The sequence below is a fragment of the Alkalihalobacillus pseudalcaliphilus genome, from assembly GCF_028610675.1.
Taxonomy (GTDB): Bacteria; Bacillota; Bacilli; order Bacillales; family Bacillaceae_D; genus Alkalihalobacillus; species Alkalihalobacillus pseudalcaliphilus.
Window position 1 is genome coordinate 147,723 of the sequence record NZ_JAQQWS010000004.1, and the last position, 12,439, is coordinate 160,161.

Genomic DNA, 12,439 nt, shown 5'->3' on the forward strand with positions numbered 1-12,439 from the left:
GCATAATGATAGTTAATTACTTTCCGCTTCAGTTTGAACCTCTTCTGGAAGTGTAATTTCCCCGACATTATTAATTTGGTTAAATTGAACATCGATATCAAAGAGAGCATCCATATCATCTTCAGATGCGACAATATCCAAGGCAAATGAGGTCATATAATAACTTTCTTTATCTACTAAAATATGCAATGAAATATCTAACTGATTCATGTCAATTTCTGGCAGGCTTAAGTCAAAAGGTGCCTGAAATGCATAATATAATGCAGAGTCGTTGCCACTATATAAGATTACATACTGATCACCGGATTCTGACTCCTCTATTTCCAAAAGAGGTGCAACCTCAAACAGCCCATTTGCTATATTAGTATAGTTAGTATCTGAATCTGTTATTTCGGAATTATCTGGCATCATAACCCAGCCAGTTTGGTCCTCATTTAAATAAAAATATCCATCCAGTTGATAATATTCAAGGTGTTGATTTTCACCGTTTTGCTCAATGGAAAGTTCAATATGCGAAGCACTTAAATCTTCATAGAGTGGACCGCTTAATGATAGAATAGCATCCATTACTTCATCACCAAGCCGTGCGAACAGGTTTAATGATACATCAATTTCATAATTTTCAATCTGTTGATAGGTTTGGTAAAATTCTTGAAAAAAATCAGCATTCTCGTTCTCATTCTCACTTTGAATTTCACTTTCAGCTATGTCTTGCTCTTCTTCATTATTGTTTGATGTGGCTTCTAAAATTTCATTAGGAAGTTCTATTTCGCTAATCTGATTAATGTTAGTAAATAGACTTCTAATATCAAAGTTCATGTTACCTTGCTCATGTTCAACATCTATTATTAAACTAAAGTCCTCCATCAGATATGTTTCCTGATCAATTACGATTGAAAGAGTCATTGTTAGGTCAGTTTCTTTATCAACACCTGTGAGTGATAAATCATAAGGATTTTGGAACGCATCAAAAACGGAAGCGTCTGTACCTTCGTATGTTAATTCATACGTATCGTCATGCTCGGTAACAGACAGAAGGTCAGCAATCTCGAGAATACCATTAGCGACATTGGAATAACTCGTATCTGTTTCAGTGGGACCTAAGTTATTCTCCAGCCTCCAACCTGTGTTATTATCGTTAATGTAAGCAAATTCATCCTTAAAATAGGCTTCTTGTTCATGTTCAATGCCATTTTCAGTAATGGAAAAGTATAAGTGAGCATTGGTTAAGTCTTCGTAAAGGATGCCTTCCATTGTAATCAAGGCATTAGATGTTTCCCCATTGGACTCAATGGTTAATTCTAACATCGTGTCGATTTCGTAGTTTTCGACAGTTGAAATCGTTTCTTCAAAGTTGGGTATAAAATCTTCTGTTGATACACTTGCTGTTTCTAAGTCTCCTCCGCAAGCAACAAGGGTGAGCATTAAAAACACTGTCATACAAAATAGTTTAAAATTCAATAAAATGCACCTCCAAATGACATGGTATACGTTGTTACATGAAAAATGAACAAAAGTTTTCATGAAAAAGTAGAAAATAAATCTATTTTCATAGTGGTTATTTGTCCATATTAAATAATTTATTGGAAATATGACACCATATTCCTGGTTATTACATACCACTTCTGATTTACTGTTAAACCATTTTATTGAATTTAATGGTTATTTTTGTATGGGAGTTAGTGCTGATGATCATAAGCGGAGTTATTTACTGCTACAGAAAATCATGCTGCGAGATAATCACGTGGCGCCCAACTAACTAGCTTTGCTAGTGGATTTCGGATCTGCCACTACGTCTCAAGGGAGCTTTTCTCGAAAGTCTCCGCATGACTCGACCGCTGGGTATGTCTAACTCTTCGTACAAAGATTATTCGTACAACATTCACTAAGACGAAAATGAAGTAAGAATCAAATTGAATAAAAAGCCACCATGGTAGATTGGTTATTTTCATTTTCCTAAAGGTTTTATATGTGCTTATGTCGAAATAAGTATGCTTACTTAAAGAGGGGGAGAGCATCCATGGAAAAATTACAGCTAATCAAACCATCCATTAGATATCAGGAATCCTATCTTGATTTTTATCAAGAGTGGAAAGAGACAGGTGAGCCGATGGTACCTTTTGTTATTAGTAAAGACCCAACTCACTTTGGTGAAATGATAGATGAGTTAGAAAAAGCAGAGAGTGGAGAAAATATTTATGAGGGCTGGGTGCGGAATTCAACTTTTTGGCTTGTGAATCCTAATGGAAAAGTCATTGGAGCCGTGAATATTCGTCATCAATTAACGGAAAAATTATTTAATGAGGGCGGTCATATTGGCTATGGTATTCGGCCAACGGAAAGAAAAAAAGGATACGCACATATCATGCTGCAGTTAGCCTTAGTGGAAGCAGGTAAACTAGGTATTGATAAAGCCTTAGTTGTTTGCGATGAAACAAATGTAGCATCTGAAAGAACGATTATTCTAAATGGTGGCGTAGCAGATAGTGATTTTATGAAGGAGAAAGACCATATTATTAAACGATATTGGATTACAATCGAGTAATCATTGACATATCGCTGATACAGCTCAGTAAGATTGACCAATAAAAAAGAGTTCACAAGGAGTGGAATTATCATTTTTCCATGGCTCGTGAACTCTTTTCATTTCAGTTTGAAGGTAGCTTAGCTTGCTTCTGCTTCCTGGAGTGGCTGATATGGTGATTGCTTAGAAACACATAAACTCTGTATAATGAGAAGCAGAGAGAATGGAAAGAGGTTGAGTATGTTGGATAGTGGTGAAAAAGTAATTGAGTGGATACACAGTTTACTTCCATTTGGGATTAAACCAGGCTTAAAAAGGATGGAATGGATGTTAGAAAGGTTAGAGCATCCAGAAAATCAATCAACTTTTATACATATAGCGGGGACAAATGGTAAAGGGTCAACAGTTAGTTATTTACGTCATGTTTTAAATGAATCTGGCTATTCGGTGGGTACATTTACATCACCGTATATTGAGCGTTTTGAAGAACGAATTTCGTTGAATGGTCAGCCTATTCCTGAATACGCTCTCGTTAAGATCGCCAATAAAATTCGCCCATTAGTTGAAGAGTTAGCGCAAACAGAATTAGGATCTCCAACTGAATTCGAGGTGATTACAACGATCGCGTTTGAGTATTTTGCTGAAGTGTCAAATCTAGACTTTGTTTTACTAGAAGTAGGACTTGGTGGCAGATGGGATTCAACAAATGTCATAACACCGATTATGTCAGTGATTACATCGATTGGCCATGATCATATGCATATACTAGGGGATACAATCGAAGAGATTACTTCTGAAAAAGCAGGGATTATTAAAAAGAATATTCCGGTCGTATCAGGGGTTCTAATAGCGGAAGCGCAACAAGTTTTACGAAACGTAGCACGAGAAAATAACGCCGCTTTTTACCAACTACAGGAGCATTTTTGCTATGAAAAAGTCAAGGTAAATGAAGAACAGCAAATTTTTCATTACAAAGGTTTAAGTGAACGGAGCGAAGTGACAATTAGGATGAAGGGTGAACATCAGCTTCAAAATGTGAGTGTAGCCATTCAAGTGATCGAGCTATTAGTGGCACAACGCTTGGTGCAGGTTGATGAGCATCAGCTTCGGAGTGGTCTTGTCCAAACAAGTTGGGTTGGGCGGTTTGAAATTTTAAGTAAGGAACCTCTTATAGTTATTGATGGTGCTCATAATGAGGAGGGGCTACTTGCTTTAGCGGAAACATTAAATAGCCAATATCCAACAAGAAACTATTCGTTTGTCATTTCAGCCACGAAGGAAAAAGATATGGGTGTGCTTTTAAAGCCTTTTGAGAAGATGAACAGTCCTTTTATATTTACAGAGTTTGAGTTTTTTAAAGCAGCCAAAGCAGAAAAATTATATCAAGCGGCACCAGTAAACGTAAAGAGATGCCAACCAAATTGGCATAAGGCTGTATTAGAGGCACTCTCTCAAGTGAAAGAGAATGATATGATAGTCATAACAGGATCGCTTTATTTTATATCTGAAATTCGTCAAGCTTATTATGCAGGAGCTTGGGACTCGGTTATTAGTGAATAGGAAGTCAAAGACAGCAAAGCGTATTGATGGAATGTGCTTGCTGTTTTTTTATTACTTGAAAAAATGACTTAGTCCGTCTTGAGGCTGTGTTAAACTTTGTTATAAGTATGTATAATAAGTTTATTCTGAAAGTTAAATAGGATGGTGATAAGTCGTAAACGTTCAGCAGAATGTCCATAGAATTAATGAATTAGATATCATTAGGGGTATTGCTTTATTTGGAATTTTATTGGTGAACTTGCCTTTATTTATGACACCAAAATTAATCGCAGAATTACATTTCTTTCGTTTTCCTTTAACCGAAGTCGATCAATGGCTACGTATCGTTTTAGATATTTTCATAGAAACGAAATTCTTCTCGATTTTTTCAATACTATTTGGAGTTGGATTTTATATTTTTATAGAAAGAGCTAAAGAGAAAGGACTGAACCATTATACTCTTTATATAAGAAGATTGCTTTTCCTGGCATTAATAGGTTTTTTACATATCGTATTTTTATGGTATGGAGATATTTTATTAACGTATGCAGTGGGAGGCTTTTTGCTGCTTTTGTTTTCAAGGCTAGGTAAAAAAAGTTTACAGGTCATCATTTCGATTTTAACGCTTCTACTTGTTTTACTTTTAAGTATTCCATTTTTTTCTTCGCCTGAGCATATTCTAAAAGAAATGGAAACGATAAACTCGAATCAAGAAATTGTTCAGACAGCTATTTATACTTATCAGGAAGCTGATTATTTAGAGTTAGTTGAATTCAGAATCGAAAATGAGTTAATACCTATCATGCAAAATCTACCTTTTTCAGCACTTCCAGCTTTATATATGTTCTTATTAGGCTTCTATATAGCTAAAAAGAATATCTTCACATCCTTTAAGCAAAATAAAAAATTAATAAAAAAAGCTTGGCTCATATCGTTATGTATTAGTTTAATGCTTTCAGCTTTTATTATATTGTTGCATGTAGATGCATTTAATTTTGGAATGACAGTTAATCATGTTTATTTACAAAATGTCATTACGTTAAGTGGGTTGAGTGGCTCTATTTTTTATATGAGCACATTCATGATAATCTTAAAAAACAAGAAGTTTTATCGTATGTTTTCTCCTTTTAAATATGTGGGTAGAATGGCTCTTACTAATTATATCTGTCAGACGATATTGGCTCTGTTCATTATTCAATCCTTTCAAATATATGGGGATATTCATTTAAGATTAGGTATGATAATAAGCATCTTCATATTTATAGCACAAGTAGTTGTTTCATTTTACTGGTTACGATTGTTCCGTTACGGACCCTTAGAATGGATATGGAGAAATGTCACATATGGAAAATTTCAGCCAATGAAGAAAAACTGATATTGAATGTATAATGTGTCTGCTAAAAAGGACTAGAATTTTTTTCTCTAGTCCTTTTTGTTCGTAGAATACTAGTACAACTCTTATAATTTTGTCAGTTCAAACCGATATATCCCCATTTGTCCATCTTTTTAAAAAGACCTTCAAATTGGGGGCAATCCAACTTCGGCTGTCGTCTTCGTGATTCCAAACGTAAATTTCCTCTCTTTCAATAACGTTATTTCCTGAGATGGCAAAAGCAAATAAATCGCCATTGCCAGCATCAGAGAAAAAGAGTAGATGATCAAATGGCATAAAGAGTTCTCTATACGTCAAGTTTGTTCGAAAAAATTGATTCTCGTCACGTAGCTTTTCAATCGGCCAAATCAAGTGAAATCCAAATGGTTCTTCGACGCCATTAGATTCTTGATAAAATTGAATTAATGCTTCAGGTAATGAAATATTAAATTCATTTTGAACAGCTTCAATTCGACTCCGATTAGCGGGAGGGTGAAAGATATGTTCGGGTGCAATTGATTGAATATAGTTTTTCCACATATAAAATCAGTCCTTACGATATGATTATGAGAAAAATTCGACAGAATGAGCTCATTTCCTTTTATAAATTGAATTTTTTGATAGATAAGAAGGGTAAAAATGGTATCCTATTAGTTGGAGGTGATGGCGATGGGAACATGGACATGGATGGCTATCTTCATCGCGGTAACGGGTGTCATACTAGCTGTGATTTTCGCGACTCAAAGTAAAAACGAACATAAGCATAAAGAGGAAGAACGCCTGAAGTAGCCATTGGATAGATGGTCGGAAAGAAAGAGTAAAAGTGAGAACATAAAAAAACGAATGGTTGCTGTGATTTTATGAAGAGTTTTATTGAGAGGAATGTTATGTGTTGAAAAAAATGAACGTGAAAGTGGTACGTAATGCTATTATAACTTTAATTTTTTTATTCTATTATCTATTAGGTTATGTATTGAATATTGAAATGCTTAAGCCAATCACAACGCAAGAAAATGGTTTTACAATTAATTTCCTTGGTTTCATTTTGTTATTTGTGACAACGGGATTTGCATTTTATTTATTTAATATATTGAAAGTGAATAAAAAGACGGCGACTTCAGATTAATGAATGTGTTGGATGAGATGTGGAGCGTCTTTTTTATCTGCTAAGGAGGGGTTTTGTGGTTCATCACCAGATAGTCGATATCACTTTTGAGTTAAAAGAGGAACATGATTTCTCTTGGCTTTCTACTTATGGAGAGGTTTTTGCTGTATTTGACCAACAGGATTCTGGGAATATTTCGTTTGGAATTCAAAAAGGTGAGAGAAAGCTATTTATCAAATATGCTGGGGCAAAAACGATTCATTTTAAGGGAAATCCTGAAGAGGCAGTGGCAAGGTTAAAGGATTGTGTACCGGTTTATGAGGATTTAGCTCATCCAATAGTAGTGAATATGGTGGAGTCGTTTTCTGTAGGCGAGGGCTTTGCCGTCGTATTTGAATGGGTAGAGGGTGAAGGTCTTCATCCGCATTGGTCATTTCCACCACCGCATAAATTTACCGATCCATGCTCACCATTTTACCAGTTTCGAATGCTTTCAGTGGAAAAAAGAGTGAGCGTGATGACTAAAATTATCGAATTTCATACATATGTCGAATCAAAAAGCTATGTGGCGGTTGATTTCTATGATGGTAGTTTACTCTATGATTTTGCAAGAGATGAAGTGAGGATTTGTGATATCGACTATTATCAAAAGAGACCATTTACGAACCAGATGGGAAGACTGTACGGTTCCTCGCGTTTTATGTCACCAGAGGAATTTATGTTACATGCTCCGATTGATGAGGTTACCAATGTCTTCAATATGGGAGCTACGGCTTTTGTTTTATTAGGACGAGGACGAGATTTCTCCAATAAAAAATGGGAAGCAGGCTCTGCGTTATATGAAGTAGCTAAAAAAGCGGTAGCCATGGAGAGGGGGCTTCGTTATCAAAGTGTTGCTTTGCTTTTTGAGGCGTGGAGAAGAGCGGAAGAGCTGCCAAAGTAGGCAGCTCTTCTTAGATGTGTTATTGGTTTAGAAACCATTGCTCCACATGTGAAAAGTAGTCTTGCTCACGCCAATAGATGATCGCTTCCTGCTCACCATTAGTGAATACGAGATCTTCGAAAAAGAATAAAGCAATCACATAGCCGAAACGTGCATACCCAAAACGAGTGCCCCCATTAATAGAAAACCATTCTTTGAACATTTCGAGTGGAGTAAGCCTTTGATAATCCTCGTAAAAGGCATGGATAAGCGCCTTCTTATGGTCAAGAGCAAACTGATACCAATGCTCATCCTCTTGATTTACTGCTAGATACATATAGTCAGCATGGTGAGGCTCGATTTTTTTGGATAAATACGTAGCAACTCCTTCTTGATTAAGCGTTGTAAACGGATGGAACCAATCCTTCTGATACCAGTCAATCCCAGATAAATCAGTAAGCTTCATATGGGTGTGATGACCAAATTCATGAGCAATCAAAATCCGAAGCTCATCCTGAGTAGTTGGTAGACGCTCAAGACAAAAGGTAATATCAGGGATGATTTGTTTATGAGTGTAAGCATTAGAACCAAAGCCACCAACGATCAGGTTAATGTTAATAGGGAAATCGAATTCATATTCCTTTTGGTAGCTAGTCGCCACCTCCTCTATGAGTGGTGGCAATATACGTGAAAGCTTGTCAATGTCAGTAAAATGCTCCTCATAACGCTCAATTGCCTGTAAAAAACGCTCATCCGTGTTCGCACAATGACCTGTGAAATACTCCTTGAAGATGTCTGGATATTCTTCGTGATACTGGCGGATGAAGGTCAAGGACGGTTGGTAGTTATTTTGGAAGTATGGAATGGTGTTGGTGATGATCATAGAAATCCCCTCCGATTAAGTGAGTTTTATTGTGCCCATTCTTTCCCATTAACGATAATTCTTGATGTGCCAGTTAAAGTAACCTTATTTGCTTTAAATTCTTGGTTTATAATAGCTCTGCTACTACCCGTTAACTTAATTGTATCTGTAGACAGGATTTTTGTGTTTAGAAAAGCTCCACCATTAATCTCTATCTTATTTTCTATATCGACTAGATTTGCAATTTCGCTACTATTAACCCCGCTACTCCCATTGATTAACAAATTTTGACCTGATAAGTTATGAGTGTTAAGTTTAGCATTACCGGTAATTGAAATTCCATTATTTAATGATGTGTTACCTATGATGTTTACAATGCTCCCATTTGTAAGTGTTAAATAGTCCCCAGTAATATTTTCAGCAGATAAACTGACATTGCCTTTAACATGAATTTCATAATTAATCTTAATATCATTCTTAATATCTAATATTGGATCACTAGATAGAAATAAGTTATCAGCAATAATTTCATTTGTTTTAAAACGGTTAGTCCCACCTGTAGAATCAAAGTCACCCAATAAATAAATACCTCCGTTGTTGATTTCAACATTGCGACTAGTTCTTGTAATAAGAGATCCTGTAGTAATAAGGGAACCTTTGGAAATTCTAAGATTATGAGATACATTGAAGTTCTCCGTATCTATCTTGTATGTGCCATCTGAAAAATGGAATTGCTCGTGCCACTTAGTTGAAAGTGTAGAGTTCTCCTTATCACAATCCATCTGATTTTTGAATTTAGCAAAGTCACTCTCCTCTGGGTAGGTAAAAGGCTGTCCCTTTCGGCAAATAATTAAGAAATCATGTTTAGGAATACTAGGCTCGTTGGTTTCTTCCTCCCCCCTAGCCATCACAACGACCATCTTTCTCTGGCTCATCTGTATCGGCTTTTCTTCACCTTGTAATTTCAAGTCTACTATACTACCATTCGTTTCTAATAACTCTGCGTTATGGAGTAACTCTCTCTTCCCATCTAATTCTCTATTTTCTATTAAAGTCCCATCTGTAATTTCGTAGGTGATTATATCTCCTTCTGCGGTTGTGAGTTCGATTTTGTTGTTGCCTTTTTCTTTTAGTTCCTTGGCATTTTCTATATGGCGTTTCATTTCTGCCACGGTAGCTTGTAGGATTGTGCGGTCTATGGATGCTTGTTGGAATGTTTGCTGGGCTTGATTTTGTTGAATGGCGACGTAAGTAATGCCGCCAAACACGAGTGAAATCAATGTGAGAGCAGCAAGTAATTCAATTAACGTCACGCCTCGCTGATTGTTGATTAATCGTTTCATTACAGACCTCCGTCGCTAGGCATGGATTCCCAGTTAATTAGTGTTAATTCTTTGATTTGATTTCCTTCAGGTACGATTAAAAAGGTAGCCGTCGTTTGCATTGTGTTTTTGCCAGAATCATTTCTATCTGTTGCTTGACTGGTTAACTTCAAGTGATCGCCTGTTATCGTACAAGCATAGGTTAAATCAAACCCATTTAACACTTGAGTTAAGTCATCTGGTAGCTGACATGTATGCGCACTTAGATTTAGAATGATGGTCGATTCCTTTTGTTGTAATAAGCTGACCATTTCTTCAATCCCACCTTCACTTGCTGCGGTGGCAATGATTTGTTCCGTTCGAATTGAATTCCCTTTATACTCACTCGTTAGAAACTGCATCACTACAAGCAATCCGAGCATGGCAACCACTGTAAAAATTAACGCGAGCGGTAATGCCAAGCCCTGTTGGCTTTTCAGAATGGTCATCCCTCGCTCTCCTCCTCTCCAATATATAACTGCGAAGTGAGCACGACCGGCTTTAATGGACTTGATGACTGAAGAGGTGCAACAGTAATTGTTACTTCTATTAATGTAGGAGACTTTTCTTTTTTATCAACGTGAATGGAGAAGTGTGGAAGTTGCTCTCCTAACGTTCCTAATTGATACTGTTTATTGTCACTTAAAGCTAAATCACGCTCGGCTCGAATTGCTTCTAGTTGACTTTGGGCTAGTAATGTTGCCTCTACTTTCTCTGCATTGAAGTCATTCGTTTTAAGACTGTTTCCTAAAATAAATAAAAAAGAAAATCCGAAAATGATAATCAGAGTAAAGGAAACGAGAACCTCTATTAACGTAAAACCAAAGGAGTAGGTGGTATGGCTAGGTACATTTTTTCGTAGGAAATCTTTCAAAGCGTTCATCTCCTAATCATAAAAACTTTTTAGAGTTAATACTTTCCAATAAATTGACTTTATTATACAATAAATAAAAAGAACTAGATATAAAGTATTGGTAATTAGATAAAATTTTACTTTTAATAGGATGATTTTGATGGTGTTGATCGTGGTGGTTAGTTATTTAGATTTAGTTTTTGGTGGAGGAGAAGTAGATGGCTCTTAAGCAACGTAAAAGATTAGGAGATTTATTAGTAGATGCAAAGCTTATTTCCGAAAAGCAGCTCCAAAAAGCATTAGTAGCTAAAAAGACGAATGAGAAGCTCGGACATTATTTAGTTGAGCAGCAATTAATTACAGAAGAGCAGCTTGCTGATACCTTAGAAATCCAACTCGGTATACAGCGTGTGCAGCTCAATCGGTACCCGATTGAAGCTCATCTGATTCGGTTTGTCCCGAAAGATTTTGCGACAAAAAATGAACTAATGCCGTTAAAACAAGAGGCGAATAAGCTCGTTGTAGCAATGGCCGACCCGATGGACTTTTTTGCAATTGAAGATTTACGGATGATGACTTCCTTTCAAATTGAGCCGGTCCTAGCTTTGCGTGACGAAATCACCCGTGCGATTGAGCGGACCTATCAGTTAGATAGTTCGGTCGTGAAAGAAATCTCGATGCAGGCTGAGTCAGCACCTAAAGAGGTTGATGACGGTATGAATGAAGAGATGGCACCGATGATTCAGCTCGTGAATCAAGTGCTCTTTTCTGCCTTAAAACAAAGGGCGAGTGATATTCATATTGAACCGTTTGAAAATCGCGTCTTTATTCGTTATCGAATTGATGGACTTTTAAAAACAGTACGGACTTTTCCAAAAGGGATACATTCAGCCTTAATTGCTCGTGTGAAAATTATGGCACAGTTGAATATAACCGAACACCGACTCCCACAAGATGGACGAACGAAGTTTTCGTTAGAAGGTGATGTACTAGATTTGCGGATTTCAACGTTACCGACCATTTTTGGGGAAAAGATTGTTATTCGTCTTTTGAATGCAAAGCAACTTGTCTTAGATTTAGAGAAGCTTGATTTTAATGCTTATAACTTACAAAATTTTCGGAAGTTAATTGAGCAGCCTTCAGGACTTATTTTGTTGACGGGACCAACAGGGTCAGGGAAAACTTCCACCTTGTATACCGCTTTAATGCATCTTAATAAAGAAGAAAGTAATATTGTCACGATTGAAGACCCAGTGGAGTACCAGCTTGAAGGTGTTAACCAAGTTCAAGTTCATAACCAATCTGGCTTGAGCTTTGCGACGGGTTTACGTTCGATTTTGAGACAAGATCCAAACATTGTCATGATCGGTGAAATTCGTGATAAAGAAACGGCAGAAATTGCGGTGCGTGCATCTTTAACGGGTCATCTCGTATTTAGTACGCTTCATACTAATGATGCGATTGCCTCAATCCCAAGATTAATTGATATGGGCATTGAACCATACTTAGTAATTTCGGCTTTATCTGGTGTTGTCACACAACGTCTTGTTCGGAAAATATGTAAGGAATGCAAGGAAGCTTATGAGCCGACAAAAATGGAAATGGAGCTTTTTGAAAAGTACAACATGAACGTCGAAAAGCTATATAAAGGTAATGGCTGTCCGGCTTGTGATGAGCGGGGATATCAAGGACGCATGTCGATTCACGAACTTTTTCGCTTAGACCAGCCTTTAAAAGAGATGCTGATGAATCAAACTTCCTTACATTTGGTTAGAACGAAGGCGTCTCAAAATGGAATGATCCAATTAGTAGAGGATGGATTAGAAAAAGCGGCTCTTAGTTTAACGACTGTGGAAGAAGTGCTTAAGGTTGCGTTTGACCATTAAGAAGTAAGAAGGAGG

General features: G+C 36.8%; 12 protein-coding genes. 6 read left to right on the top strand and 6 right to left on the bottom strand.

Going from position 1 to position 12,439, the window contains the following annotated elements:
- Nucleotides 1–12: 12 nt before the first annotated feature.
- Entirely contained in the window at nt 13–1,461 is a 1,449-nt protein-coding gene (locus PQ479_RS10765; RefSeq protein ID WP_047990335.1) for a DUF6612 family protein, read from the bottom strand.
- 559 nt (nt 1,462–2,020) lie between these two features.
- On the opposite strand from PQ479_RS10765, the gene PQ479_RS10770 reads away from it, so the two are divergent.
- The 3 genes from PQ479_RS10770 (at nt 2,021) to PQ479_RS10780 (ending at nt 5,438) form a co-directional block, all read left to right on the top strand.
- The gene (locus PQ479_RS10770) at nt 2,021–2,545 is read left to right on the top strand and encodes a GNAT family N-acetyltransferase (RefSeq protein WP_047990336.1); all 525 of its coding nucleotides are present in this window, start codon (nt 2,021–2,023) and stop codon (nt 2,543–2,545) included.
- Between the two features lie 219 nt (nt 2,546–2,764).
- The gene (locus tag PQ479_RS10775; RefSeq protein WP_047990337.1) at nt 2,765–4,084 is read left to right on the top strand and encodes a bifunctional folylpolyglutamate synthase/dihydrofolate synthase; all 1,320 of its coding nucleotides are present in this window, start codon (nt 2,765–2,767) and stop codon (nt 4,082–4,084) included.
- Nucleotides 4,085–4,316: 232 nt separating this feature from the next.
- Nucleotides 4,317–5,438: a DUF418 domain-containing protein gene (locus PQ479_RS10780; protein WP_273716977.1), complete on the top strand. Its 1,122-nt coding sequence runs from the start codon at nt 4,317–4,319 to the stop codon at nt 5,436–5,438.
- A 99-nt stretch (nt 5,439–5,537) separates the two neighbouring features.
- On the opposite strand, the gene PQ479_RS10785 is transcribed toward PQ479_RS10780, so the two are convergent.
- A complete protein-coding gene (locus PQ479_RS10785; protein ID WP_047990339.1) occupies nt 5,538–5,975 on the bottom strand; it encodes an SMI1/KNR4 family protein in 438 nt (145 codons plus the stop codon).
- Nucleotides 5,976–6,327: 352 nt separating this feature from the next.
- On the opposite strand from PQ479_RS10785, the gene PQ479_RS10790 reads away from it, so the two are divergent.
- Nucleotides 6,328–6,561, top strand: a complete 234-nt coding sequence (locus PQ479_RS10790; protein WP_273716978.1) for a hypothetical protein — start codon at nt 6,328–6,330, stop codon at nt 6,559–6,561.
- 55 nt (nt 6,562–6,616) lie between these two features.
- Entirely contained in the window at nt 6,617–7,483 is an 867-nt protein-coding gene (locus PQ479_RS10795) for a protein kinase family protein (protein WP_047990341.1), read from the top strand.
- 19 nt (nt 7,484–7,502) lie between these two features.
- On the opposite strand, the gene PQ479_RS10800 is transcribed toward PQ479_RS10795, so the two are convergent.
- From PQ479_RS10800 to PQ479_RS10815, 4 genes are read right to left on the bottom strand one after another with little or no spacing between them, the layout of a single operon-like run.
- Entirely contained in the window at nt 7,503–8,345 is an 843-nt protein-coding gene (locus PQ479_RS10800) for a hypothetical protein (protein ID WP_047990342.1), read from the bottom strand.
- A 26-nt stretch (nt 8,346–8,371) separates the two neighbouring features.
- Nucleotides 8,372–9,667, bottom strand: a complete 1,296-nt coding sequence (locus PQ479_RS10805) for a PulJ/GspJ family protein (RefSeq protein ID WP_047990343.1) — start codon at nt 9,665–9,667, stop codon at nt 8,372–8,374.
- Nucleotides 9,667–10,134, bottom strand: a complete 468-nt coding sequence (locus PQ479_RS10810) for a hypothetical protein (RefSeq protein ID WP_047990344.1) — start codon at nt 10,132–10,134, stop codon at nt 9,667–9,669. The genes PQ479_RS10805 and PQ479_RS10810 overlap by 1 nt, the downstream gene beginning before the upstream one ends.
- A complete protein-coding gene (locus tag PQ479_RS10815) occupies nt 10,131–10,559 on the bottom strand; it encodes a type IV pilus modification PilV family protein (protein WP_047990345.1) in 429 nt (142 codons plus the stop codon). The genes PQ479_RS10810 and PQ479_RS10815 overlap by 4 nt, the downstream gene beginning before the upstream one ends.
- 197 nt (nt 10,560–10,756) lie before the next feature.
- Here PQ479_RS10815 and PQ479_RS10820 point away from each other — a divergent pair, with 197 nt between their 5' ends.
- The gene (locus PQ479_RS10820) at nt 10,757–12,424 is read left to right on the top strand and encodes a GspE/PulE family protein (protein WP_047990346.1); all 1,668 of its coding nucleotides are present in this window, start codon (nt 10,757–10,759) and stop codon (nt 12,422–12,424) included.
- Nucleotides 12,425–12,439 lie beyond the last annotated feature (15 nt).

What these genes read in the sequence shown, in the direction of transcription:
- PQ479_RS10820 (WP_047990346.1), top strand. Translation starts at nt 10,757, where the DNA reads ATGGCTCTTAAGCAACGTAAAAGATTAGGAGATTTATTAGTAGATGCA.
- PQ479_RS10775 (WP_047990337.1), top strand. Translation starts at nt 2,765, where the DNA reads ATGTTGGATAGTGGTGAAAAAGTAATTGAGTGGATACACAGTTTACTT.
- PQ479_RS10805 (WP_047990343.1), bottom strand. Translation starts at nt 9,667, where the DNA reads ATGAAACGATTAATCAACAATCAGCGAGGCGTGACGTTAATTGAATTA.
- PQ479_RS10810 (WP_047990344.1), bottom strand. Translation starts at nt 10,134, where the DNA reads ATGACCATTCTGAAAAGCCAACAGGGCTTGGCATTACCGCTCGCGTTA.
- PQ479_RS10770 (WP_047990336.1), top strand. Translation starts at nt 2,021, where the DNA reads ATGGAAAAATTACAGCTAATCAAACCATCCATTAGATATCAGGAATCC.
- PQ479_RS10800 (WP_047990342.1), bottom strand. Translation starts at nt 8,345, where the DNA reads ATGATCATCACCAACACCATTCCATACTTCCAAAATAACTACCAACCG.
- PQ479_RS10785 (WP_047990339.1), bottom strand. Translation starts at nt 5,975, where the DNA reads ATGTGGAAAAACTATATTCAATCAATTGCACCCGAACATATCTTTCAC.